27 protein-coding genes and 1 tRNA gene are annotated in these 26,324 nt (G+C 44.3%); all 28 read right to left on the bottom strand.

Annotated elements, in window-relative coordinates; translation table 11 throughout:
* Positions 1-32: 32 nt before the first annotated feature.
* Positions 33-572, bottom strand: a complete 540-nt coding sequence (locus VB073_RS13410) for a F0F1 ATP synthase subunit delta (RefSeq protein ID WP_323404696.1) — start codon at positions 570-572, stop codon at positions 33-35.
* 7 nt (positions 573-579) lie between these two features.
* On the bottom strand, positions 580-1,080 hold the full coding sequence (atpF, locus tag VB073_RS13405; RefSeq protein ID WP_323404695.1) for a F0F1 ATP synthase subunit B: 501 nt from the start codon (positions 1,078-1,080) through the stop codon (positions 580-582).
* 15 nt (positions 1,081-1,095) lie between these two features.
* Positions 1,096-1,365: an ATP synthase F0 subunit C gene (atpE, locus tag VB073_RS13400; RefSeq protein ID WP_323404694.1), complete on the bottom strand. Its 270-nt coding sequence runs from the start codon at positions 1,363-1,365 to the stop codon at positions 1,096-1,098.
* A 38-nt stretch (positions 1,366-1,403) separates the two neighbouring features.
* Positions 1,404-3,092: a tetratricopeptide repeat protein gene (locus tag VB073_RS13395; RefSeq protein ID WP_323404693.1), complete on the bottom strand. Its 1,689-nt coding sequence runs from the start codon at positions 3,090-3,092 to the stop codon at positions 1,404-1,406.
* Positions 3,093-3,125: 33 nt separating this feature from the next.
* On the bottom strand, positions 3,126-4,160 hold the full coding sequence (locus tag VB073_RS13390) for a substrate-binding domain-containing protein (protein ID WP_323404692.1): 1,035 nt from the start codon (positions 4,158-4,160) through the stop codon (positions 3,126-3,128).
* Positions 4,145-4,360 carry a hypothetical protein gene (locus VB073_RS13385; RefSeq protein WP_323404691.1) on the bottom strand — a complete coding sequence of 72 codons (216 nt, stop codon included), beginning with the start codon at positions 4,358-4,360 and terminating at the stop codon, positions 4,145-4,147. The genes VB073_RS13390 and VB073_RS13385 overlap by 16 nt, the downstream gene beginning before the upstream one ends.
* 179 nt (positions 4,361-4,539) lie before the next feature.
* A complete protein-coding gene (locus VB073_RS13380) occupies positions 4,540-5,370 on the bottom strand; it encodes a TonB family protein (RefSeq protein WP_323404690.1) in 831 nt (276 codons plus the stop codon).
* Between the two features lie 12 nt (positions 5,371-5,382).
* Positions 5,383-6,063 carry a biopolymer transporter ExbD gene (locus VB073_RS13375; protein ID WP_323404689.1) on the bottom strand — a complete coding sequence of 227 codons (681 nt, stop codon included), beginning with the start codon at positions 6,061-6,063 and terminating at the stop codon, positions 5,383-5,385.
* A gap of 19 nt (positions 6,064-6,082) precedes the next feature.
* Positions 6,083-6,685 (bottom strand): biopolymer transporter ExbD, encoded by a 603-nt coding sequence (locus tag VB073_RS13370; protein ID WP_323404688.1) that lies wholly within the window; start codon positions 6,683-6,685, stop codon positions 6,083-6,085.
* Between the two features lie 39 nt (positions 6,686-6,724).
* Positions 6,725-7,531, bottom strand: coding sequence for a MotA/TolQ/ExbB proton channel family protein (locus tag VB073_RS13365; protein WP_323404687.1), 807 nt, complete (start codon positions 7,529-7,531; stop codon positions 6,725-6,727).
* A 59-nt stretch (positions 7,532-7,590) separates the two neighbouring features.
* On the bottom strand, positions 7,591-8,646 hold the full coding sequence (locus VB073_RS13360; RefSeq protein WP_323404686.1) for a TerC/Alx family metal homeostasis membrane protein: 1,056 nt from the start codon (positions 8,644-8,646) through the stop codon (positions 7,591-7,593).
* A 456-nt stretch (positions 8,647-9,102) separates the two neighbouring features.
* Positions 9,103-10,527 (bottom strand): NADH-quinone oxidoreductase subunit N, encoded by a 1,425-nt coding sequence (locus VB073_RS13355; protein WP_323404685.1) that lies wholly within the window; start codon positions 10,525-10,527, stop codon positions 9,103-9,105.
* An 18-nt stretch (positions 10,528-10,545) separates the two neighbouring features.
* Positions 10,546-12,003, bottom strand: coding sequence for an NADH-quinone oxidoreductase subunit M (locus tag VB073_RS13350; RefSeq protein ID WP_323404684.1), 1,458 nt, complete (start codon positions 12,001-12,003; stop codon positions 10,546-10,548).
* An 85-nt stretch (positions 12,004-12,088) separates the two neighbouring features.
* Positions 12,089-14,008 carry an NADH-quinone oxidoreductase subunit L gene (nuoL, locus tag VB073_RS13345; protein ID WP_323404683.1) on the bottom strand — a complete coding sequence of 640 codons (1,920 nt, stop codon included), beginning with the start codon at positions 14,006-14,008 and terminating at the stop codon, positions 12,089-12,091.
* Between the two features lie 5 nt (positions 14,009-14,013).
* Positions 14,014-14,355 (bottom strand): NADH-quinone oxidoreductase subunit NuoK, encoded by a 342-nt coding sequence (gene nuoK / locus VB073_RS13340; RefSeq protein ID WP_323404682.1) that lies wholly within the window; start codon positions 14,353-14,355, stop codon positions 14,014-14,016.
* A 3-nt stretch (positions 14,356-14,358) separates the two neighbouring features.
* On the bottom strand, positions 14,359-14,901 hold the full coding sequence (locus VB073_RS13335; RefSeq protein ID WP_323404681.1) for an NADH-quinone oxidoreductase subunit J: 543 nt from the start codon (positions 14,899-14,901) through the stop codon (positions 14,359-14,361).
* A gap of 2 nt (positions 14,902-14,903) precedes the next feature.
* Entirely contained in the window at positions 14,904-15,377 is a 474-nt protein-coding gene (locus VB073_RS13330) for a 4Fe-4S binding protein (RefSeq protein ID WP_323404680.1), read from the bottom strand.
* Positions 15,378-15,470: 93 nt separating this feature from the next.
* Positions 15,471-16,592 carry an NADH-quinone oxidoreductase subunit NuoH gene (gene nuoH / locus VB073_RS13325; protein WP_323404679.1) on the bottom strand — a complete coding sequence of 374 codons (1,122 nt, stop codon included), beginning with the start codon at positions 16,590-16,592 and terminating at the stop codon, positions 15,471-15,473.
* Positions 16,593-16,618: 26 nt separating this feature from the next.
* On the bottom strand, positions 16,619-18,250 hold the full coding sequence (locus tag VB073_RS13320; protein ID WP_323404678.1) for an NADH-quinone oxidoreductase subunit C: 1,632 nt from the start codon (positions 18,248-18,250) through the stop codon (positions 16,619-16,621).
* A gap of 10 nt (positions 18,251-18,260) precedes the next feature.
* Entirely contained in the window at positions 18,261-18,377 is a 117-nt protein-coding gene (locus VB073_RS17500; RefSeq protein WP_416349547.1) for a hypothetical protein, read from the bottom strand.
* Positions 18,378-18,416: 39 nt separating this feature from the next.
* Positions 18,417-19,049, bottom strand: a complete 633-nt coding sequence (locus tag VB073_RS13315) for an NADH-quinone oxidoreductase subunit B (protein ID WP_323404677.1) — start codon at positions 19,047-19,049, stop codon at positions 18,417-18,419.
* Positions 19,040-19,393 (bottom strand): NADH-quinone oxidoreductase subunit A, encoded by a 354-nt coding sequence (locus VB073_RS13310; protein ID WP_323404676.1) that lies wholly within the window; start codon positions 19,391-19,393, stop codon positions 19,040-19,042. Before VB073_RS13310 ends, VB073_RS13315 begins: the two co-directional genes overlap by 10 nt.
* Before the next feature lie 215 nt (positions 19,394-19,608).
* Positions 19,609-20,706, bottom strand: coding sequence for a F0F1 ATP synthase subunit A (gene atpB, locus VB073_RS13305; protein ID WP_323404675.1), 1,098 nt, complete (start codon positions 20,704-20,706; stop codon positions 19,609-19,611).
* Positions 20,703-21,134, bottom strand: coding sequence for a hypothetical protein (locus VB073_RS13300; protein ID WP_323404674.1), 432 nt, complete (start codon positions 21,132-21,134; stop codon positions 20,703-20,705). Before VB073_RS13300 ends, atpB begins: the two co-directional genes overlap by 4 nt.
* A 2-nt stretch (positions 21,135-21,136) precedes the next feature.
* Entirely contained in the window at positions 21,137-21,379 is a 243-nt protein-coding gene (locus VB073_RS13295) for a F0F1 ATP synthase subunit epsilon (RefSeq protein ID WP_323404673.1), read from the bottom strand.
* A gap of 117 nt (positions 21,380-21,496) precedes the next feature.
* The gene (gene atpD / locus VB073_RS13290) at positions 21,497-23,014 is read right to left on the bottom strand and encodes a F0F1 ATP synthase subunit beta (protein WP_323404672.1); all 1,518 of its coding nucleotides are present in this window, start codon (positions 23,012-23,014) and stop codon (positions 21,497-21,499) included.
* A 143-nt stretch (positions 23,015-23,157) separates the two neighbouring features.
* A tRNA-Thr gene (locus VB073_RS13285) sits at positions 23,158-23,230 on the bottom strand.
* A gap of 109 nt (positions 23,231-23,339) precedes the next feature.
* The gene (secDF, locus tag VB073_RS13280) at positions 23,340-26,267 is read right to left on the bottom strand and encodes a protein translocase subunit SecDF (RefSeq protein WP_323404671.1); all 2,928 of its coding nucleotides are present in this window, start codon (positions 26,265-26,267) and stop codon (positions 23,340-23,342) included.
* Positions 26,268-26,324 lie beyond the last annotated feature (57 nt).

Below are 26,324 nucleotides of genomic sequence, written 5' to 3'. Positions count from 1 at the left end.
ACTAAAAACTAAAAACTGAATTTTAATCACAGTCACCTCTTCAGAAATTGATCCCTGATACGGGTCAGTTCACCCGATATGCTTGCATCCCACCTGAAATCGCCCATATTGAGTACAAATCCTCCAATGATTCCGGGATCGACCACCGATTCCATCTCAACTTCAGAGTTTACCATTTCCTTGATCCGGGTGAGCAGTCGCTGTTCCGTTTCCGGGTCGATTGCTACAGCAGTAGTTAATTTTCCCCGCTGAATATTGAACTCATCCCTGTAAATGTCGATGAAGCGAAGGGCGATATATTGCATGGCCTCAATCCTTTCATTCGTGAGGATGAGGTCAATCATCTTGGAGAGCGATGAAGGTACACTACCTCCACTAGCGGTGACAAGAAGCTTCTTTTTATCCTGTGCAGAAATAGAGGGATTCATGATCGCGCTACGCAGTTGCGGCATTTTCATGAACATCTCCGAAAGCAATTTTATGTTTTCATATACTTCTTCCTGTTGTCCCAGGCTTACAGCATATTGTAACAGGGAGTTCGCGTATCTGGAAGAAATGAGTCCGGTGTTCATATTATAGTTACGATCTTGAAATATCCATTTCGTTGAACAGTCGTTCGATCATTTTCTTTTGTTCCTGTTCAGTCCCCAACTTTTCCCGTAAAATTCTTTCAGCGATGGTCAGCGAGAGCGTGGCAGCCTCTTTCCGGATTGAAAGAAGCGCCTCTTCCTTTTCAGCAAGGATTTGCTGACGGGCGGAAGCGATCAGTTTCTCCGATTCAATCCGGGCCTCTTCACGGGCTCTTTCTATCATTATCCCCTGTTTCAGGGAAGCCTCCTTCAGGATGTCGGTTTGTTCCTTGCGGGCTTCAGTCAGAATGGCTTCACCGGTCTCCTTTATGTTGGCCAGTTGCTCATATGCTTTACGGGCGGCAACGATTGATTCGTCGATATAGTTTTTCCGCTTCTCAACCGATTTAAGTATTGCGGGAAATCCGAATTTTGCCAGCACGAACACTGTGATACCGAAAGAAATCAGCATCCAGAACAGCAGGCCTGGTTCGGGTGTAAGTAATGACATGTCTTATTACATTGATTAGAGAATAAAACCGCAGACAACCACTGCGAAGAGGGCTACACCTTCGATAAGCGCCGCAGCAATGATCATATTCATCCTGATATCGGAAGTAGATTCCGGTTGACGGGAGATACCTTCCATTGCGGAAGCACCAATCTTACCGATTCCATATCCTGCACCGATGGCTGCAAGACCGATACCAATAGCTGCACCTAAAGACCCTAAGCCATCGGCACTTGCCTGGAGCAAAGTGCCGACTGTCTGTAATAAAACTGTAAGAAGTACCATAATATTTATTATTTATTTGTTTATAATAGCGAGTTTGTTCAGTTCTTCAGCGCTTCCAATATTTTCTTTGAAGTCTCGTCATCGGCTTTCAATTCCAATACCTTATTGGCATATTCCAGAGCTTTATTCTTATCTGCAGCTTGTTTACTGGTGTCGAATTGATATAAATAGTAAATAGAGAAATAGCGATAAGCTTCAACCAGTTTACTCTGATTTTCTGTATCATTGTTTGATATCAGTATGTCGATCATTTTTTGATAATAATCATTGGCCAGACCCTTCGACAAATCAGGATCTAACAATGTATTGACGTTAGCGCGCCAATAGTATCCCTGATAGCTGTCGGGAGCTAATTCAATTACTTTGTCGAAAGCTTCGTCGGCTTTGATTATATATTGAGTCATACTATCCCTGAGAGCTACAGGATTGACATCCGTAACTGTCTCCCCGGCTGCCAGGCTCTTTTCAGCAGCAGCAGCCTTTGATGATAATCCGGTTGCAGTCCGGTAATTGTAGAGACCCAATTGCAGATAATCGGAAGCTTCCTCACTTGATTCGGCTTCTATATACTTTTGGTAAAAAACGGCGGCGTCGGCTGTCCTGTTGGCACTGGCAAGCCTGCTGGCAACTTCCTTGCTGAGTGTCCCATCTTCAGGGGCGAAGGTAATAGCTTTTTCGTATGCTTTGATGGCCTCATCTATTTCTCCTTTGGCCATTAATGCATCGGCGTATGCCGTATAATCGGTTACCAGATAGTTGAAAGTATCCCCGCTACCCGGCAGACTGAAAAACTTTTTGCCGAGAGCGATGCCTTCATCATAGTTTTTCAATTTATCGTGGGTGTACATCAGCAACCGGGTTACTACAGGATGATTGGGTTCATTGGCTGCAATCTTGTTAAGTGCGGTTAATGCTTCGTTGTATTTTCCGGAGAAGTAAAGACTTGCCGCATAGTTCCTTGCAGCCTCCGGTTGCAATTCACCTTCACCTTGCAACGCTTCATATTCGCCAATCGCCTGTTCGTAGAATCCCTGTTTATAATAATTTGTAGCCAGGAAACTTCTGATCAATGAATTGCCGGGATTAGCTTCTAATCCGGCTTTCAATGTATTGATAGCGGTGCTTGGCGTGCTGGATTCGTAGATCATTGAATTTTTTATGTAGGCGACAACGCTTTTCGGGTCGAAATTGATTGCCTGTTCATATTGAGCGGCAGCATTACCCGATTCTCCTTTTTCCTTCAACCGATCTCCCTCGAAGATATAAATATAGGGATATGACTTGTTTGCACTGCGTGCCATGGACAACATACCTGATACCTCTCCGGGTAAATTACTGTCGAGGTAAGCTTGTGCAGCAGCCAGGATTACGGGCGCTTTCTTCTTGTTCTTATTGGTAATGGCCTTCAGGCTTTTTTTGAGTTCAGCCGGATTGGATTTCAAATCAAGTTTCAATTTACCTATCCGGGAGAAAACAGCATCTCCGTCAGCCAGAATTCCTTTTTCATAATAGTTGGCTGCCTCAGTGGGATTATTTTTACGAAGCGCGATCTCGCCTAAATAGTAATACGATATATCCGGCTCCTGGCTTACAGATTGTTCGAAAGTCTTTTGGGCTTCATCGTAGTATCCCAAAAGAAATTGATCGATTCCCTTGTTGACCTGACTCCATGCGTTCAGGCTTATAAAAAGAGAAAAAATGGTGATAAATAAGAGACTTCTTTTCATTTTTTTAGTGGGTTTATATTCAAATAATTATTTTTAATTCTCAGTTACATGTACTAATCTTACGGGCCGGTTTGCCGGCAGGATCCCCGATTTCAATATGATTCGTTGCCCCCGGTCTCCGGCTATAAAGTTGAAAAATCCGGAGGGTAGGCCACCGGGTGAATCAGTGATGATAATATATATATCGCGTATAAGCGGGTATCCCCCGGCAGGAAATTCCCTCGGTGATTCCCGATGGGCCAGTTCCAATGCCAATTGGTAGGGTAGGGGTTTGTAGCTGTTGCCGGGAGTGGCCTCCGGAGCAGCACTCACCGATATAACGTTTATGTTGTCAACAAAACTGAGGTTTGTTGTATCGACTGGGTTTGATATCCAATTCAAGCCAACAAAGCCCACTGCATTGGGGTGAGAGGCTACATATTCAACTACTTTGTTATGAGAGTTTACCCGGGTTATATCAACAACTGTTGAAGTGTCGGGAGAAAGAGCTCTCACATTTTTTCCAAGTGGAAGACTGTTACAAAGAGAATCCTGGATGTAGCGAACCATGCTCGATGAGGGTGAGTCAAACATGACGATGAGACTATCCAGGGGAGAATTGGGGTTTATCTGCTTCCAACTTGTTATCTTGCCTAACACAATATCCCTAATATTGTTTGTAGTTAATAGTGTGTCGTTATTTTCTTTATGTATGATCAAGGCAACTCCGTCAATCGCTATTTTCTGGCTACGGACACGTTGTTTGCGTTCCCCGATTAAGGCTAGCTCCTGTTCCGTCAATAAACGGGTTCCAATTAACAGGCGTATACTGTCTTTCATTAGTAAATCATACGCGTTCTTCTCGGTAGTATAGACCGGAATCATTGTCGCTTCGTTGTTGATTGATTCGAACACATTGATCTCGGCTTCTATGATCGGGGCAAAACTGGCATCTACTGCTAATTGTGCAATTCCCGAAGTAGGTGTATCGGATCTGGTAATTCTTTCATGACAGGATGATAGAAAAAATAGACCGATAATTGTAAAAAATAAAAAAGTCCTGTCTTTATAATTTATTGTTCTTTCCATAACCTGTATCCTCTTAATACTCCATAAACACTGAATATTACTCCAAAAGAAATCCTTATCCATGAGGGAATGTTTTCCCTGAAAAGCGGGGTAAATACCAATAAATAGGCAACTGATACGTAGATAATGACCATCATTATTCCCCATATCAGTTTAAAACCTTTTTTCAAGTCGGGTTGTCTATTAATCCTTCTGTTCATGCTAATATCATGAAACATCCCATTAGTGACAAAATCTGTCAACTTTGTCTTTAATGTATGTAAACGAAATGGAAGAGAAAGAGAGTGTAGGGGATTGGTTCCTTATACATCTCTCTTTTTCTCTTCTTGAATTTTGTTTCTGTTTACGTGATTTTACTTGCGTAAATCACAATTTAAAATTAGTTCTTCAACTGGAATGCAACCGGAAGAGTGAAATAAACAGGTACCGGCTTTCCTCGCTGTCGTCCGGGAATCCATTTTGGCATTCCTTTTACCACCTTGACGGCTTCCCTGTCGAGAGAGGGGTCAACTCCACGCAGTACCTCTATATCGGAGATCTCTCCAGTTTTAGAAACTACGAATCTTAAGATAACCTTACCTTGAATACCGTTTTCCTGAGCAATAACCGGATAAATCAGGTTCGCCCTCAGGTATTTGTTCAGTTCTTCCATTCCACCGGGGAAGGAAGCCTGTTGCTCTACGATTTCAAACGGTTTTTCATCTTCCACTTCTTCTACGATCACCTTGTTCTTTTCCAACTCGGCAATGTCGATTCCATGCTCTTCGTCTGTACCTACTATGTCGGCTACCGAGACCTGAAGGTCGGATTCCAATATGTCATCCTGAGTTTTCATCTGGTTGTCCGTCACTTCTTCATCATCCACTACTTTGGGAATTGTAAACTGAATAGTAGACTTCAAAGGTGGGGGCGGTGGAGCTATTTCCTCTTTTATAATATTCTCTTCAGGAATTTGCTCTTCAATTTCGAGATCTTCCAACTGGACAACTTCCTGGATGGGACCTAGATTTCTTTTTGCCAGATTCTCCACTACCCCGTACAACTGGGGTAGTACAGTGACTAAAGCTGTAAAAGCCACCATTAGAATAAATGCGACAATGTATCTTTTAGAAGAAGTCTGACGCAACTTATATGCCCCATAACTCTTGTTCCTCCCTTCGAATACCAGGTCACACCATTCGGCGGAGTTTAAATTTATGAATTTATCCATATCTTTATTCTTTTATTTACTTGGAGTTGTGTGTGCAGCTCCAAAAGCTCCTTTGGTCTTATAGTTCTCGACGAGGTAGAGGTCTCCATCGGTTACTTCCGCAATGGTATATTTCCCGATGCTGCATATTTGCATTTCATCGAAGGCATCTACCATATTTTTATAGGTTGACTCCTGCATCGGCTTGATAACTACCGTGAGTGCGTCTATGTCACCTTTTATTTCCTTGGAACGTTCCTTGAATTCCTCTTCTGTCATTTTACCTCCCTTATCAGCCTTTTCGATTTTCAGATCGCGCATTTTGATTACCGCGTCGGAATTCCGTTCGAGAAGGATGCTCCTGAGTCCCTCATTGGAGGTGTTCGTCGAATAAGTGGTTTCCTTTATAGTGTTCCAATCACTATATGCACTTTCATCGAGCTTACCGGTGTAGTAATACACCTTGTCATCTTCACCTAACAAAAGGGTAATTGCTCTCGATTCTTTCACTTTTGGGGTCTGATCTTCCTCAAGTTTTTGGTCGGTAGGCATCGCAATTTCCATTACTTGTGGTTTCGAAAGCGTTGTAACGAGCATGAAGAAGGTAATAAGTAACATGTTCATATCCACCATGGGGGTGAAATCCACACGTATCGTCTCCTTCTTGGGTTTGCCTTTTTGTACTTCGCCTCCGCCTGTATCTATACTTGCCATATTCTATCAATTAAAATCGTTAAAACCCTTCCGGTGTGCCTCTGAGCACAGTTATCAAACTAAAACGGTTGGCCTTGATCTTCACCAGATCTTTCATCACACCCTCAACCAGCGGATAGGGGGTGGTCTGATCGGCCTTTAACGTTATTTTCATATCACTGTCAACTTCCCTAGCTCTCTGTATCCAGCTTATAAACTGATTATTGGTGCTATCTTTAGGAATGCCATACTGCCTCATAGCCTCGTCACGTTCCGATAAGGGAAGGTCCAGAAAGGCGGGCATTCGATTCATCGGCACACCAATAAATTCCTGGTTTGCGAAAGCTTTCTTCTGATTGTCGTTCAGAGTGACTCCATATTCGGCGGCCATTTTCTCCAATGCTGCCAATCGTACTTCGGGTCGGTCTATGTTCATAAAGACTTTTCCGTCGAGATCTACCAGGATATTGATCACATTGTAATCAGGCACTTTATATTCCAAAACGGATGCCGGTGCTGTGACCCTGACAGGTTCAAGAGGTAGAAAGGTGGCAGTAAGCATAAAGAATGTAAGCAGTAGAACCGTTACATCACTCATTGCGGTCATGTCTATGAAGACCTCATGTTTTTTTACTTTAGCCATTTTTTCTTGAATTAACTTTAATCTGATTCAATGTTATTGTTATTTAGCCAGACCGCCGTGACGTTTGATAAATGATTGTCCGATAGCGAATCCGATTTCGTCAATAGCATTGGTCATTGTGGTTATCCTACCGTTGAAATAGGTGTAGGTAATAATAGCCAATGCACCAGTACCGATACCCAAAGCGGTGTTCATAAGAGCTTCCGAGATACCTACGGCGAGTGCTGTAGAGTCGGGAGCACCTTCATGTCCCATAGCCGAGAATGCGCGGATCATACCCAATACTGTACCGAACAATCCGAACAGTGTACCTAATGTAGAAATAGCAGCTATGATGTTGAGATTCTTTTCGAGATATGGTAATTCCAATGTAGTAGCTTCATCGATCTCTTTCTGGATCAATTCAGCCTTATCTGAATTGGTGATATTGGGGATGTCTTCCACATCGTCATAACGTACAAGTCCTTCCCGAACGATATTGGCGATAGAGCCTTTTTGTTCGTCGCTAAGTTGAATTGCTCCGGCGATATCACCTGCATCGATTTTTTGCTTTACAGCTACAACAAATTTTTCGTTTTTAGCTTTGCCACTTGCCCTGTTGAGTGCAAATAAACGTTCGATAGAGAGGGTAAGTACTGTCAGTAACAGCGTGATAACCATAGGAATTACATATCCCCCCTGATAGAGGATACCGAAAAAGTCGCCCTGTATCGGATGCCCTTTGTCATCGAAGTGGCTATCGTGTCCACAAACTCCGAAAAAGAAAACTGCCGCAACAATTGCACTTCCCAAGATGATCCAACCGGCTGAAATACCTTTACTTTTTGATTGTTTTTTTGTCTCCATAATGAATTCTTTTTTAATTTAAATTTGTTTTTAAGTTATTAAATGTTTTTTATATGACTTTAATTTTCTGATTTTTCTGCTGATTCGTCCTTTACGTGTTGGTGGATGAGCTCAGGTTCCTTTTTCTCTGCAATCAAAATTGACAAGAGAATGGACATAACTAGAATACCACCAATCATGGCCAGTGAGAACCATGAATTGCGAGCAAAGAACTCACTTACCGGTTCCACGGCACCCAATAACATCTTGAGACCGATGAAAAGAAGAATAAAACTAACGCCTGTTTTCAGATAGCGAAACATACCCATGATACCTTTCAAGGCAAAGAAGAGAGAGATCAATCCCATCACAGCAAAGAGATTGGACGAGATGGCGATGAAATTTTCTTCGGCCAGCGTAAGCACACCCGTCATTCCTTCCTTTATCACTCCGATAATAGCTGGAATGGAATCTATCGCGAACAGGATGTCGGTAGAACCGATCACGAGCAGTGCCAGAAAGATATTGGTGATATGGAATTTCCCATCTATCCGGGTGAAAAATTTGGATGAATGCACATCCGGATCGATATGGAAAAATCGGGATGCCAACTTATAGAGGATATTTGATTCCGGATTCACATTGTCTTCCTCTTTCGAAAAGGCCATTTTGTAAGCTGTCCAGATTAGAATGGCTCCAAAAACGTAAATGATCCAGTGGAACCGTTCCACCAGTTCCATTCCTACGATGATAAACAGGATACGCAGAATGATAGAGATCAAGATCCCTATTTTCAATAATTTAGGTTGATTCTTGGGGTGAATTCCCATCATTGAAAAGATGAGGATAAAGACAAAAAGATTATCTATCGACAATGAATATTCGGTAAAATAACCTGCGATGAATTTAGTCATCATCATCGGTCCAGTATGTATTGTGCTATCCGGATGCTGGGGGAAGAAAAAATAGAGAGATACACCGAAAAGCAATGCTATCGTAACCCATACTCCGACCCAGCTTAAAGATGCTTTTAAACTTACAGGCCCTCTTTTATGGGAGGTAACATACAAATCGATCATATAGACGATGATGAAAATCGCAATAAACGCAAACCAATACAATGTGATTGCACTCATACCAACATTTTTTTTAATCTGATATTCTTAATGGATGGATAATCATATATAAACTCCGTCACCATTTTTCTTATTATGACTCTATTTATGACAGCAGGTTTATTTCGTTTGTAAAAATGAAAATAGTGATTATTTAACGGACTAAAATGACAACTATGCAAAGATTCCGGTCTGTTTCCTAATAATATTAACCCCGTCTCATCATAAATATTCAATCGTTCCAAAATGTTTTATCTACTCCTACTAAATGTTTTTTAGATTTGACTCTTACACCTAAAAATGACGGACAGAGCCGTCACTTTATTTGCGACAAAGTTAATGAAACAATTTGTTTTTGAAATATAGACCTCTACCTCTTTTGTATTTTTAACGCCATTTTTCGTTAAATAACAAAGATCGGAATAGAATGCTTATACCAAAGCGCTCTTTGCAAAAGCTTTCTCAGAGGACTTTTTACTATTGCATCGAGAAACTGAAGATATCAATTCTTTCCATAAAGAAGCTGAAGATACCTACAAGAAGAATACCCAGTGTGCAGAATATCAGGCTGGTCTTGTTATAAATATCTGTCCTTAAAACCGGAATTGGAGTTTCATTTTTGTCGATAAACATCGCCTTTACTACCAGCAGATAATAATAGAGCGATATAATGGTGTTGATGACAGCAATGAGTACCAGCACATAGAATCCCTGTTCCATTGCTGCAGCAAAAATAAAGAATTTACTGAAAAATCCGGCGAACGGAGGGATGCCTCCCAGTGAGAACATGGAGAGCATCATGACAAAGCTCAGCATCGGATTGGTGCTATATAATCCTTTGTAGTCGGGAATATTCACCTTACCGGTACGGTTTTCGATAACCGATATCACTCCGAAAGCAGCCAGATTGGAGAAGAGGTATACGAATATATAATATACCAAAGTAGTCATTCCGTATGTTGTCCCTCCGATAATACCCAATACAATATATCCCGCCTGGGAAATAGAAGAGAATGCAAGGAATCGTTTTATATTTTTTTGTCGGATGGCAAACAGGTTCGCCAGCGTGATACTGATGATGATCAGTCCGTAAAGTATTCCCTGCCATTGTTCCACCAGATTCCCGAACACCTTGTATAACAGCATCGCCAGAGCAAAAGCTGCCGCCCCTTTGGAGACCACCGAGAGATAAGAGGTAACATTGGTAGGAGCTCCTTCATATACATCGGGTGTCCACATGTGAAAGGGCACCAGCGATATTTTAAAGAACATCCCCGCGATAAAGAAGACGAAAGCCATTATTTGAATCGCGTTTGCGCTGATCAGCGAAGGCATATCGGCGAAATAAAGGGTACCGGTAGTACCGTAAAGGTATGAGATACCAAACAGCATTACCGCTGAAGAGAATGCAGCCAGCAGCACATACTTGGCACCGGACTCGGCTGATTTTTTACTCTGTTTGTCCATGGCCGCAAGGGTAGCCAGGGGGATAGAAGCCATTTCCAGCCCGATATAGAACAACAGGAAGTGGCCGCTGGAGATCATAAAATAGAATCCCAGAAGGGTAATGAGTGTCAGGAAGTAATACTCTCCCCGTTTATTGCTCATTCTGTCGGTATTGAACACTTCCGCCTGAAGGAATATGATAAGAGTTGCTATATTGAGGATAGTTTTCACCACTCCGGTCATGGGGAGATAGGTGTACATTCCTCCGAAAGCGGTACCGGCTTCGTGGGGTAATATATGTAATATGGTATGTATGGTCAAAAGGGCAATTGCCACCGGTTGAAAGTATTTCATTCCTTTCTTTCCCGCTATCAAATCATACAGCAGTAGGAAGACGATGACAGCCAGTAGCGATACTTCGCTACGCATGAATAAAAAATTACTAAAATTCTCCATTTCCTTTGTATGTGGTTTTTATTTTATCAATACCAAACTTTCATTCAACATATCCGATAATCCCAATGGGAACATGCCGATATAGGCGATTCCTGCGATGAGAATCACTACCGCCACTCTCTCATACCAGACAGCATCGGTAAGTTCGTTGTGGTGCGGATCCTGTATGGGTCCATAGAGGAACTTGCCTACCATCCGCAGGATGTAAACCGCTGTAACGACGATCGACGATATAGCGATCACCGTCAATACTCTCCTGAAAAGGTCGGCATGCTCGAATGAACCGATAAAAATGGTCATTTCCGATACAAAACCGCTGAGTCCGGGTAATCCCAATGATGCCAACCCGGCAATCACGAATGCTGCTCCAAGGAAGGGGATAATCTTTATCAAGCCACCCATTTCGGTGATCATACGGGTATGAGTGCGTCCGTAAATGGAACCTATCAGTGCGAAGAAGAGGGCCGTCATCAATCCGTGAGAAAGCATCTGCAACACGGCGCCCGTCATGGCCGTAGTGGTAAGCATTAAAATGGCAAAGAGCACCAGGTTACAGTGGCTGACGGATGAGTAGGCGTTAATATATTTCAAATCGCGTTGGTGTATAGCTGCCAGGGCTCCGTAGATAACGCCTGTGGCGGTGAGTACGAGAAACACGGGGGCAAGTATTTCTGCTGCATCGGGCATCAAGTAGATGGATACACGGAAGCATCCGTATCCTCCCAACTTCATCAATACGCCGGCATGGAGCATTGATACGGCGGTCGGTGCTGAAGCGTGACCGTCGGGAGACCATGTATGGAACGGGAAGAGGGCTCCCAGCACTCCAAATCCCATGAAAGTGAGGATGAAGAAGAAAATCTGCTTATCCAACGGGAGGTGAATGTTGGCAATATCGAGTATGTTCATACTGGTGGCTCCGGCGGTGAAGTAAATCCCCAGGATCCCGACGAGTAATAAGGCAGAAGCTCCCATCAGCATCAGCGTCAGTTTCATAGCCGAATATTCTTTCTTTCCGCTACCCCAGATGCCGATCAACAGATACATCGGGATGAGCGCCACTTCGTAGAACATGAACATGGTAAACAGGTCGGTGGTGATGAAGAAGCCGAATACTCCCAGTGAAAGGAGGCAGAACCACATGAAAAATTCTTTGGTGAGCGGTTCGATGTTCCAGGAGATGAATGTCCCGGTTAATACGATGATAGAAGAGAGGCCCAACATGGCCACCGATACCCCGTCTACACCCAGCGAAAAGGCTATGTTCAAGGGTTTGTACCACATATATGACGATGTGAAGAGCATTTCTCCTCCGCTTCCGGCCCCTACATATCGGATTACCAGATAGGCTGATGCTGCTAATAGCGCCACACTACCGATTACCATTACTGTGAGCACCTGTTTGCGGGTTTTGGTGGCAAACAGGGAGAGCAACATCAATACCGGGATCAGTACAAATATAAGTAGGAAGTTCATAATCTGTTATTTTAATGTGCCAATAAGTCAATATGACAATGTGCCAATGTGACTAATATGCCAATGTGACTAATGTGCCAATAATTTATAGAATTGCCAAAATAGTGATTAATAATGTGCCGAAAAGGAATACCCAGGCGTACCATTGTACACTTCCCGACTGGAAGCCTTTGACTGCTTCGGAGCCCCGGGTGGTGAGCCATCCCAGTCCGTTCATCGCTCCATCGATCACGTGACGGTCGAACCATGCGAAAGGACGGGATATGCCGTTGAGGATAATCTTCTGGGTGATGAACTGATATACTTCATCTATATAAAACCTGTTGTAGGCTGCCTTATAGAGACCTTTCATACTGTCTGCAAGCTGAGTTGGCCGTGCATTTTCTTTCCTGTAGAGGAAAGTGGCTATTCCGATACCCAGCAACGCCACTACCACACTGATAATGGCTATGGTGGCGTTTAAATGAATGCTATATTGTGTATGGTCGGCGGTGACGAGTTTTCCGAAAGGAATAAATCCGCCTACGATAGTGAGCAGCGCCAGGAAGAGCAGCGGGTAGCTCATCGATTTCGGGCTTTCATGCGGAGTGTGATTGCCATGTGGCTTGTATGCATTTCCCCAGAAGATACGATAATAGAGGCGGAACATATAAAATGCCGTTAATCCTGCCGTGATGGTCATCCAAACTCCCATTCCCGTGCTGAAGCCATAAGCGGCTGTCATAATTTCATCCTTACTCACAAATCCCGAGAAAGGAGGAATACCGGCAATGGCAAGGCAAGCGATCAGGAAGGTGATATGGGTGATCGGCATATACTTTCTCAAACCACCCATATCCTTCATCTCGTTGCTATGTACCGCATGGATGATAGAACCGGCGCCGAGGAAGAGGAGAGACTTGAACATGGCGTGGGTGAAGAGGTGGAACATGGAGGCCATATAGCCTAAACCACCATGATCGTGTCCGCCCAGTTTCATACTGGTCGACACACCGAGCGCCACCATCATAAATCCGATCTGGGAGATGGTAGAGAAGGCGAGTACCCGTTTGATATCGGTCTGTACGATGGCAATCACTGCGGCAAACATGGCAGTAAAAGCACCTACATAGGCAATCCCATGTAGTACTTCGGGGGTGAAGCCGATATAAATGGGGAACATACGGGCTACCAGGTAGACACCGGCGACCACCATGGTGGCGGCGTGTATCAATGCCGATACCGGAGTAGGACCTTCCATTGCATCCGGCAACCAGATATGAAGAGGGAACATCGCCGATTTACCGGCACCTCCGATAAATATCAAAGCCATGGCCCACGTGAGGGCAGATGCACCCATAAATGTTGAACCCATGGCGCTACCGAGGATGGAACCGTCGCCGCCCATCAGGGTGTTGAAATCGAATGTCTGGGTGAAGAAAGAGAGTACCAGTATGCCGATCAGGAAAAAGAGGTCGGCAAAGCGGGTAACGATAAATGCTTTCTTGGAAGCTGCCACTGCAGATGGTTTGGTGTAGTAGAATCCGATCAGGAGATACGATGAAACACCCACCAGTTCCCAGAATATATACATCTGGAAGATATTGGTAGACAACACCAACCCGAGCATGGAGAAGGTAAACAGGGACAAGTAGGCGAAATAACGCTGGAATCCCTTTTCTCCTTTCATATATCCCATACTGTAGATATGGACCATCAGTGAGACGGTGGAGATGACCACCAGCATCATCACCGAAATAGGATCGATGAGAATGCCCAGATCGATATGCAACTTCTCACCGACATGCAACCATGTGGCGTTATAGGGCGTGATGGTCTGCCATACACCGTTTACACTTTGGGTAGTGAAGTATTCAAAAGCAGTATAATAAGAGAGAATCGCAATCGCGGTGAGGGTAAGTGTACCGACTATTCCGGCGACTTTCGGTGTTAATTTTGTGGTGGATAAACCGATCACCAGAAATGAAAATATGGGTAGCAGCAGAATAAGTATTGTATAGTCCATATCCATTAGTTCTTCATTTGTTCTATATTATCGACTTCTGTGTTGCCAAACTTCCGGTACACATTGATGATGATGGCGATAGCAACCGCCGTTTCACATGCCGACATGGCAATCACGAACAACGCATAAAACAAACCCTCCATTTGATCAGGAAACAGGTAACGGTTGAATGCCGCGAAGTTGATGTCGACCGAATTGAGGATCAATTCGATGGAAATAAGGATCAGGATAAGGTTTTTACGTGTAAAAAAACCATAGACGCCTGCAAAAAACATGATCAGGCTTACGACAAGGTATGCCGCCAGGGGGATCCCAGCCCCGGTTGAGTTTACAATTAATTCTCCCATAGCTTATTTGTCTAAATCCTTATTATCGGTAGATTCCACATTCTTCTCTTTTCTCGCGATCATGATGGCTCCGATGATACAGGCAAGCAACAATATACTGATTGCTTCAAACGGAAGCAGGAACTGGTACTTACCGGTTCCCATCATTGCCAATCCGATATCCTGCATGTTCATTTCAAGTTCTTTCACATAGTGATAAGCCCGTGTAACATTATGAATAACGATATAACCGCAGAGTATCAATCCAGCCATGGAGAGGAGCATCGATGATTTTATTTTCCAGCTCATCCGCCGTCCTTCCACTTCTCCGGGGCGGTGAGTAAGAAATATCGCCATGATGAAAAGTATCATGATACCGCCGGCATAGACGGTAATCTGTACGGTAAAGAGGAAATGATAGTTGAGGATCAGGAATAATCCGGCTGTAGCGAGCAGTACAAACAGCAGATAAATTGCGGAACGTATGATCTGCTTGCTCGTCACGGCCAGCACCGAAAACAGGGCTATTACAATAGCCAAAATAAAAAATACAATTTGTCCTATCATAATTACTTCTTTTTATCTCTTAGTTTGGAACCCTCTTTATTCAGTTGGTGTACCAGCTTACTCCTGTCGAAGACGGCTCCTTCGAAGTCGTTATTGAAGATGATAGCATCGGAAGGGCAGGTGATGACGCAGAGGTTACAGAAAGTACAACTTCCGTAATCCCATACATGCTTGTCCAGTACTTTTTTCTTTTTCCCTTCTTCTGTCTCTACGGTGTAGGAGGTCACTTTAATGGTATCGTTCGGGCAATTTATCATACAGATGCCGCAGGCAGTACAGGCATGTTCATTGTTCTCGTCGTGCGGCATGATGAGTTCCGAGCGCCAACGGTCGGAGATGACCAATGTCTCCCTGTTTTCGGGATATTCCATGGTTACTTTCTTTGTCCAGAGCTCTTTCCATGTAACACCCATACCTTTCAACAGCGATTTGAGCGCCGTGAAAATACCGGAAATATATTGTGAAAATGATTGCATCTTGTTTATTTTAGAATTTAGAAATTAGAATTTAGAACTTGGAAGTCTTGGTTCTTGACTTTTGGTTCTTGGTTCTGATATTCACTGTCCATTTCAATTACCAAACAGGTTGGGAAACAGGTCCGACAGAGTCCATCCGGCCAGTACGATAATCACCATGATAATGATATTTACCAGGTTGATGGGGAGAAGATATTTCCATTCCAGATTGAGTAACAGGTCGATACGCAAACGGGGGAAGGACCAGCGCACCCATAAACTCAAGAATACCAGTACCGCTGTTTTCCCGAAAAACCATACATAGGAGGGGATGTACCACATGATCTGATTGAATGTCTCGAGCCCTTTTATCTGGATGGGCATCCATCCGCCCAAAAAGACGGTGGTGGCTATGGCCGCGATGATAAACATATTAAGGTATTCGGCAAGATAGAAGAAGCCGAATTGTATCCCTGAATATTCGGTATGGTAACCGGCTGTCAGTTCACCTTCGGCTTCCGGCAGGTCGAACGGTCCACGGTTGGTTTCGGCGTGTCCCGAGATCAGATAGATGACGAAGGCCACGATGGCGGGTAAATGTCCGTTGAAGAGATTCCATGCATAGCGTTGGCTTTCGACGATGGTGGATAGTTGCATGGTACCTGTCATCACCACGATGGTCATCAGCGCGAAGGCTGCCGACAATTCGTAACTGATAAACTGAGCACCGCTTCGCATGGCGCCGATCATGGAATATTTATTATTGCTCGACCATCCTGCCAATAGCACTCCAATGATTCCCAGCGAAGAGACAGCAAGCAGATAAACAATACCTATATTAAAATCGACTGCCTGTAATCCCTGTCCGAACGGAATGGCGCCAAAAGCCAGCAATGAAGAAACTATTACAAAAAAAGGAGCTGCATAGAACAAAAACCTGTCAATTCTGTTAATATGAATAATCTCCTTGATCAATATTTTGATCATGTCGGCGATACTTTGGATGGAACCATATTTTCCCAAACGATTGGGGCCTAACCGCGCCTGGAAAAAGCCGGTTATTTTTCGTTCTGCATAAATCAGGATCAACGCGATAACGGCATATGCTACTAAAAGAGCGATGAGCACCAGTATGCCTTCTATCAATGAAGCCCAAAAAGGAGGCAGATTACCCCTTAAGAATGTGTCAAGCAACGAGAGCAGTCTTGTCAGTTCTAATGGCTGATTATAGTTCATACGATTGTTTAGTTTTTTCTTGAGTATTACCTGTCTATATCGGGTATCACATAATCCATCGACCCGCCGATACCGATGAAGTCGGAGAGAAGTTCATTCTTACAGATCAGCGGCATCACCGAGACGGCTGCCATGGAGGGTGAACGGAATTTCACCCGGTAAGGAGTCTTGTCGCCTTTACTTTCAATAAAGACGCCGAATTCACCTTTGCCGGTCTCCACGCTCTGGAAGTATTGTCCTTCGGGGATACGGATAACAGGTTTTACCGTCCCGAGTATATTTCCTTCGGGAATATTGTCGATCAACTGTTCGATGATATGCAGCGATTCTTCAATCTCATCCAACCGATTCATATAACGCGCATAGGAGTCGCCTTCAGTACGGATAATCTCTTTGAATTCTACCTGGTTATATAGAGAGTAGGGTTTGTATCTACGTACATCGCACGACCAGTTGGATCCCCGTCCGGCGGGACCGGTCACGCCATAGGTGATGGCATCTTCACGACTGAGGGTACCCACATCAACCATCCGGCGGAGTACAATGGGATTGTGCGAGAAGAAATCATCGTATTCCTTCAGTTTTTCGCGCATATAAGGGATGAAGGCGTTGACATCTTTCTGAAAATCGGGATAGATATCGAACATCACGCCTCCAACTACATCCTGGTTGATGATAAGGCGTCCTCCACAGGTCTTGTCGAAAATATCGAGGATATGTTCACGTTCACGCATGCCATAAATAAAGGCGGTAGTCGCTCCAAGATCGTTACAGTGTGCAGCGAATGCTAACAGGTGTGAACTGATTCGGTTCAACTCATCCATGATCACACGGATGTAATCAGCACGAGGTGGGACTTCAATGCCGGCTGCCTTCTCCACACACATGCAAAGTGCATGGCGGTTGATATTGGCCGAAAGATAGTCTAACCGATCGGTGAAATGCAATATCTGCGGGTAGGTGAGGCTTTCGCAAAGTTTTTCAATGCCACGGTGAATATATCCGCTGGTGACATCGATTTTCTTGACGATTTCGCCGTCGAGGGCCGTCCTGAAGTGCATCACCCCGTGGGTGGAGGGATGCTGTGGCCCGATATTGATGATATAATCATCATCTTCAAATATTTTGACCGTGCTTTCTACCAAATTCCCGTCGGTATCTTCCATGATATGGGGAGCGATATCCACGATCTCCTTATTTATCACGGTGAGGGGGTTGTGTACCGGGTCACCGTCATAGTCTTTACGAAGGGGAAACCCGTTCCAGTCGTCCGACAAAAGGAAACGGCGCATATCGGGATTGTTGATGAACCGGATACCGAACATGGCGTATACCTCCCGTTCATTGAGGTGTGCCGTTTCATACATATCGGTAATCGAGTATAAAAGAGGATTATCCCGATCTTCGGTGGCTGTAATCACCACAATCTCCCTGGTCAGGTCTTTCGACGGTGAGAGGAGGTAGATAACGCCGAGTCTGTCCCCCCAATCCATACCGATAAGGCTTATCAGGTAATCGTAAGGGAGTTCCTCATTGGTATAAAGTGCCTTGATCAGAGAGTGCAACTGTGCAGGTGCGACGGTGACGGTGAGTTTTTGTTTCTCTTCGATGACCGCGTCACTTACAGCGTCCAATACAATCTGTTGAATATCTTTCATATAGTTATAATTAGAGCCAAGAACCAAGATTTTTAGAACCAGGACTTATAGAACCAAGATTTATAGAGCCAAGACTTATAGAACCAAGATTTTTAGAGCCAGGACTATTTGATTGGCATATTGGCACATTAGTCACATTGGCACATTAGTCACATTGGCACATTAATCACGTTGTTTCCGGATCGATGGTTTCTCCGGTTTCCGGGTTGGTAAGCATCTCGGGGTTATAGGGTCGTATTCTGTGCTTATTGCCGAAGAATTTCTCGACCTTCACCTTACGCTGCAATTGCAGTAAGCCGTAGAAGAGTGATTCCGGGCGGGGTGGGCACCCGGGTACGTAAACATCCACCGGGATAATTTTATCTACGCCGTTGACCACATGGTATGAATTGACAAAGGGGCCACCTGAAATTGCACAGGCTCCCATGGCCACTACATATTTGGGTTCGGCCATCTGATCGTAGACCCGACGTATAAGCGGCACCATTTTATTAACAATAGTTCCTGCCACAATCATCAGGTCGGCCTGGCGGGGGCTGTTGCGTGTCACCTCCATCCCGAACCGGGCCAGGTCATAATGCGCGGAAGCAGCTGCCATAAATTCAATGCCGCAACAACTGGTAGCAAAAGCAAGAGGCCACAGGGAGTTGGCGCGGCCCCAGTTGATCATCTGATCGAGTTTGCCCACCATCACTTGTGTACCGGCAGCATTCAACTCGTCGATATATGATTGCAGCGTATCGCTATCTTTGAAGTCTTCGGCAGGAAAGCCTTTAATTTTTATGTCTTTTACGTCCATTTTAAAATACCTTTTTTCCAGGCGTAGGCGAGTCCCAGACCCAGGATTACGATAAAAATCAAAATATTTACCAGTCCGGCTATCCCAAGTTCACGTACTACTGTGGACCAGGGAAAGAGAAAAATGGTTTCTACGTCGAACATCAGGAAGAGAATGGCATAGAGATAATAGCCTACCCTGAATTGCATCCAGGATGTGCCATGTGTGGGGAGTCCGCATTCATAGGGTTCCCCTTTCTGAAAGTTGACTGATTTCGGGGAGATGAGCAAGGCGATGCCGATACCAGCTATAACCAAAGTAATGCCCGCCAGCAAAACCACCACGAAAAGTGATAAGTTATCCATTAAGTATTGTTTTATTATGATTATAAATTTTCCACTCTATGATAGAGTTCGTTTGTTTTATTACTGTCAACCCTGTGTTTCATTAAACTTGCCAGACAAGGATAGAGAGTGGCAGTATATTAACTAGACACACTTTTTGATTTCGCGTGCAAATGTAGTGAATTTATTTGATTAAACAAGGTCATATTACCAAATAAAGCCCCTCACATCTTATTTTAAGCTGCTTGTCCGGGTTTAGACATTTTCTCCTTGTGAGTGTGTGGTTCAATCCGTGCGAGACCTATGAATACTGCCGAGAGGAGTGTAAATACATAAGCCTGGATATAGGCAATCAGTAGTTCGACTACATCAATGAAGACAGTGAAGATGACCGACAGCACAGTCATGGTGGAATTCAGGGTCGGCCCCAGGCTCACCGTGATGAAAATAAGCATGGTCAGTCCCAATACGATAGAATGCCCGGCCATCATATTTGCGAAAAGACGGATCATTAACGCGAAAGGTTTGGTGAGTGTCCCCACGATCTCTACTATAGGCATCAGTGGGATAGGGATCTTTAGCCAGGTAGGTACGTCAGGCCAGAATATTTCTTTATAATATTCTTTTGTTCCCGTTAAATTGACTATCAGGAAGGTGATAATGGCAAGGACGAATGTGACGGCTATATTTCCCGTGACATTGGCACCTCCCGGAAAGATAGGGATTATCCCCAGCAGGTTGTTCGTAAAAATGAAGAAGAAAACAGTCAGCAGATAAGGGGTGTATCTTTCGTAATCCTTTCCGATAGACGGTTTTACTACTCCATCGCTAATCGACAGTACGAGCATCTCAATCATTCCGGGGAAGCCTTTTCGGGGCTTCATCGGGTCTTGCTTCATCAGGCGGGCTACACCCATAATAATCAGGATAAGCAATAACGAAGCAAACAGCAGAGAGGTGGCATTCTTGGTAAGCGAGATATCTAATGGGCGGGAGATATTGCCGTTGGTATCGGTTTCAACGATCTTACCTTTGTATTTACCCTCGGAAGCAATCTCAAATTTATTGTAAGAGGCTGATCCGTGGTGGAAATGAGATGAAGAGAACAGATGCCATCCTGAGGTTTTACTATAGAGTATAACCGGAAGGGGCACAGCTATATGTGTATTGCCGTTACTCACGATATGCCATTCATAGGAATCTGCCAGGTGTTCGGAGATTAACTCTTTTGCATTCAGTTCCTGCGAGTCGCTTCCCGGATTACTTGCAGATACCGTAGAAGCTGTTAGAAAAAGAATGGCTAAAAGACCTGCTATGTGCAATTTTTGTTTCATTGATCGATAGTCTTTTGGGGAGAGTGGAGCTCATCGCTCTTGTGCTTAAGATAGAGTTCCATTCTCATATAGATATATGTTTCCCAAATCAGGTTGATGAGATAGAAAACAACGAAAATAATTGCAAAATTACGAATATTGGGTTTATCAATCAGCCAATAAAGAAGAATGATCATAAATGACAAAAATATTTTGATCATTCGCATCAGCATATAGAGGTTGACCATTTTTTTTGGTTGGTCAATAGGGGTACGTCTGAGCCTTAAGATATAAATGATACCAATCAGATAGAAAAAGAGAGGGATAATATAGTAATGCTCTATCATGATCGAAGGAAAAAACTTATTTAGAATGAACCATACACCGAATCCCATGATCAACAACATGGCTGTATGCATAATGATAAAATATATGGTGAGTTTTTTCATCTTCAAAGAATTTCATCGATGCAGATAGTGACTTTATTATTATGCATTTCCACCAAGCCGTCCACTACTTCTATCTGCCGGATTTCTCCGTTTACGGAGAATGAAAGCGTACCTTTGGTAAGCGATGAAATGATTGGGGCGTGGTGATTCAGTATCTGGAATGATCCCGACGTACCGGGCAGGGTGACGGAGTCTGCATCACCACTATAGAAAACCGATTCGGGGGTGTAGATATTCAGTTGCATTTCTTTTTATTAGAATCAAGATCCAAGAACCAAGATTCAAGACTATTGGGAAATTATTACATTATTCGTATTATTCTCATTGGCATATTGGCACATTATGCATATTGGCACATTGTATTACGCCTTCCTGCTCTGTTCCAGTAACCTGTCGCCTTTCTCCATGGCTTCTTCAATGGTTCCCACACTCATGAATGCCGCTTCGGGGTAGTGGTCGAGACTACCATCGAGAATCATTTTGAATCCTTTGATGGTATCTTCAATGGAGACCATCACACCGGGTTGTCCGGTATACTGTTCGGCCATAAAGAATGGTTGAGAGAGGAAGCGTTGTATCTTACGGGCACGATTCACCGTGAGACGGTCTTCATCCGAAAGTTCTTCCATACCCAATATGGAGATAATGTCCTGCAACTCTTTATATCGTTGTAGAATTTGCTTTACCTGCATTGCCGTATTGTAATGATCTTCACCCACGATATGGGGATCGAGGATACGCGACGACGATTCCAACGGATCTACCGCAGGATAGATCCCCAGCGAGGCGATCTTACGATCAAGCACCGTGGTGGCATCGAGGTAGCTGAATGTGGTAGCGGGTGCCGGGTCAGTAAGGTCGTCAGCGGGTACATAAACAGCCTGAATGGAAGTGATGGAGCCATATTTTGTGGAGGCGATGCGTTCTTGCAATGTCCCCATTTCAGAAGCCAGAGTAGGTTGGTAACCCACAGCTGAAGGCATGCGTCCTAACAATGCTGATACTTCAGATCCTGCTTGTACGAAGCGGAAGATATTGTCTATAAAGAAAAGGATGTCGTTGCCTTCTCCTCCGGTATCCCGGAACGATTCTGCTACAGCCAATCCGGTAAGGGCTACCGAAGCACGTGCACCGGGGGGTTCGTTCATTTGTCCGAAAACGAGCGTAGTCTGTGATTTTTTGACTTCTTCATAGTCGACTTTGCTCAAATCCCATTTACCCTCTTCCATTTCTTTTTTGAAAGTATCTCCATATCTGATAACACCCGAACTGATCATTTCCCGAAGAAGATCATTTCCTTCACGAGTACGTTCACCTACACCAGCAAAGACGGAGTAGCCATTATATCCTTTGGCAATATTGTTGATCAGTTCCATGATCACTACCGTCTTTCCAACACCGGCTCCGCCAAATAGTCCTATCTTTCCTCCTTTGAGGTAGGGTTGGAGCAGATCGATCACTTTGATACCGGTAAAGAGTATTTCTTCGGAGGTGATGAGATCTTCGAATCTGGGTGCGGGTCGATGGATGGGATACTGGTTCTCACGATTGAGATCGGACAATCCGTCGATTGGGCTACCGATTACATTGAGTAACCGTCCTTTTATCTGTTCTCCTATAGGAACACTGATGGGATGTCCCAATACTCTCACCGGAAGTCCACGGCTTAATCCGTCGGTGCTATCCATCGCTACAGTACGCACAATGTTTTCACCGATATGGTGTTGTACTTCCAGATAAACTACCTGACCGTCGGGGCGTTCTACATAGAGCGCATCGTCGATGGCGGGCAGTTTTGCCTCTGTAGAGCCGGAGAATTCAAAACGGACATCTACAACCGGCCCAATGATTTGGGATATATGTGCTTTTAATGCTGACATAATTATATAGATATAGCTGTATAATTAGCAAATGCTTGACTAATGCAAAGGTACAAAATAAACCGGACGGACAAATAAATTTAAATTATATTTGTAGAAACGGGTTTCCAATATAAACTTAAGAGATTACCTTTCGGGGGGAGAGCCACAAGCGAGACTTGAACTCGCGACCGACGCGTTACGAATGCGTTACTCTACCAACTGAGCTATTGTGGCTTGTTTTGATTTTAAGACTGCAAAAGTATAAAAAATATTTTTATTGCACAATAAAAAAACGGATGACCTGTGCATTACAGACCATCCGTTTTCTAAACCAATAAAAGGACTATGCTTTTATTAGGTTCTTTTTCTTTTCCCTATCGGTTATGATCTTATAGGCTACCGGAGCAGCTACGAATAAACTGGTCACTGTACCCACCACCACACCGATGAGCATTGCGAAAACGAAACTTCTCACTGCATCACCACCGAAGAAGAGAATACAGATAATTACGAGTATCGTACTTAACCCGGTGTTGATCGTACGTGCCAGAGTAGCGTTCATTGAGTCGTTAAAGAGGTCTCTCCATCCGCGTTTAGGATAGAGTTGCTTGAACTCACGCACACGGTCGAATACCACCACCTTGTCGTTGATAGAGTATCCTACTACCGTTAGGATGGCAGCTACGAATGTCTGATCCATTTCCATCGAGAAGGGCATCACTTTCCAAAGCAGTGAATAGAGACCTATTACAGCGAACGCGTCGACTGAAAGTGCGGCAATAGTACCGGCGGAAAATCCCCAACTCCGGAAACGGGACAGGATGTAGATACCCATACATAAAAGGGCAATAAAGAGAGCCAGGAAAGCATTCTTTATCATATCCTCGGCAATACTTGGTCCCACTTTCTGAGAACTTTGTATATGATCGTCGATGGTCTTACCCGGAGTCATGAATTCCTTCAACCCCTGACCGAGCATAACACGCAATTGTTCTTCCACTCCGTTGCTATCGTCTTCAATCATATAGTTGGTAGAAATACGTACCTGATTGCTGGATCCGATAGTGATCGCGCGTACCGACTCACCGAGGTAAGGACTCAGTGCATCTTCCACATCACCTACACGGACAGGTTGTTCGAAACGAACGATATAGTTACGTCCTCCGGTGAAATCAATACCAGAATTCAATCCGAGGGTAAAGAGCGAGATGATGCTGACAGCAATGAAAACGCCAATAATGATGAGTATTTTTTTGCTGTTATGGATAAAATCGAAATTATATTCCTTGAAGATTGCTTTAGAGAATCCTGTGTTGAAAGTGAGATTCAGCCATTTGTCTTTTGCGAAACGGTTTTCGTACAATAACCGGGTGAGGTACACGGCGGTGAGGAACGAAACGGCAATACCTATAATAAGGGTAATGGCAAATCCCCTGATAGCACCCACACCGAAGATGGCAAGGATGATACCGGTAATGATACTGGTAAGGTTCGAGTCGAAAATAGCCGAGAATGCATTTTTATATCCATCTTCCACAGCCCTGCGTAACGTCTTGCCATTGGCAAGTTCTTCCTTGATACGCTCATTGATAAGTACGTTGGCATCCACCGCCATAGCAAGCGAGAGGATCATACCGGCGATACCCGGCAGTGTGAGGACGGCCTGAAATGCCGCAAGGGCTCCCAGCGTGAAGAAGAAGTTGAGGAGCAGCGCCCCGTTGATTACCATGCCCGGGATAAATCCATAGAGCATACAGGTAAAGATGAACAGTACGAGGAGAGCGATAAAGAAAGATACCAATCCGTCGTAGATGGCTTCCTGGCCCAGTGAAGGACCCACCACATCTTCCTGTACGATACGAACGCCGGCTTGCATTTTACCTGATTTCAACACGTTCTCCAAGTCCTGTGCTTCCTGTGCAGAGAAATTACCGGTGATCTGAGAGCTTCCTCCGTCGATACGACCATTTACGGTGGGAGCTGAATACACGTAGCCGTCGAGCACGATAGCGATGGATTTACCGATTTCAGCACCGGTGATAGTTGCCCAGCGGCTTGCACCACTTGAGTTCATTGTCATACTTACTTCCCAAGCTGATCCGGTACGTCCCTGGTCGGCACGTGCATTGGTTATTACATCACCTTCCAAAGCGGGACCACGCTTGCTACCGTCGCCTTTGAGAGCGTATAACTGGAAGTGGGTATCGCGTTCGTCGACGGCTTTGAAGGCCCATTTAAACCGCACATCGGCAGGGAAAATATCCTTGTATTTGCTCAACAGGAAGTTTACTTTGGCTGTATCGAGTTTCGATACGGTTCCTACTGTCGGTCCCGGAGCTCCACTCATCGCAAAGTAAGGTTCCTTAAAATACTCTACGAAACTTTTGTTAATGACGATTTTCTCCTTCTCATCATCAAAAAGAGGTAATGAAAGTTCTTCGGCTTGTGCCACAGAGTCTCCAACGGTGATATTTATGGTATCGTTAATGGTCTGACCCGATCTTTGTGCCATGGCATACTCACTCGAGCGGGCATTCAACTCGTTGAAGTAAACACTTAATTCGCTTACGTTATAAGTTTTCCAAAACTCAAGATTGGCGCTTCCCTGTAACAGGTTACGTACACGTTCCGGTTCTGTAATCCCCGGAAGTTCTACCAGAATGCGTTCAGCACGATCCAGTTTTTGAATGTTGGGAGCTACCACCCCGAAACGGTCGATACGAGTCGCTAACACGTTAAAGGAGTTATTGGCAACGCTAGCCAACTCATGACGCAATACGGTGATTACCTCATCGTTGCTGGCTGTGGGGCGTACCCTGTCACTCATGGTGACACTGTAGATGTTGGCCAACCGTCCTTCCGGTGCTATCCGTTCATAGTTTTGGCGGAACAGCGAGATGAAATCGGATGAACTACCACGGCGATTCTGGATTACAGTCTCTTTCAATGCCTGATTGAATTGCGGGTCATCGGTATTGGCCAAAGAGGCGATTACCTGTCCCGCATCCACTTCCAGAATAACGTTCATCCCTCCCTTCAGGTCGAGACCCAAGCCAATCTCTTTCGCCCGAACCTGCTTAAGTGTATAGTTCAGGTAAACTTTCACGGTTGAGAGGGAATCGAGATACTGATTCTTCAGTGCTAAGTCTCCATTGGCGTATTGATCCGCTTTCTTGTTGTATTGTCTCCCCACTATTGTAAAAGAGAGATAAAACAAACTGATAAGTGTCAGGATAATACTGAAAACTTTAATGAATCCTTTGTTTTGCATTTCAATATTACTTTTTGTTTTACTATTTATTTTGTTTTTTCGTCAGGTTACGAACTC

The organism is Proteiniphilum sp., assembly GCF_034927365.1.
In the GTDB taxonomy this organism is placed as follows: Bacteria; Bacteroidota; Bacteroidia; order Bacteroidales; family Dysgonomonadaceae; genus Proteiniphilum.
The sequence above is the reverse complement of the archived record's forward strand: the minus strand, read 5'-3'. Positions and strand labels throughout refer to the sequence as shown.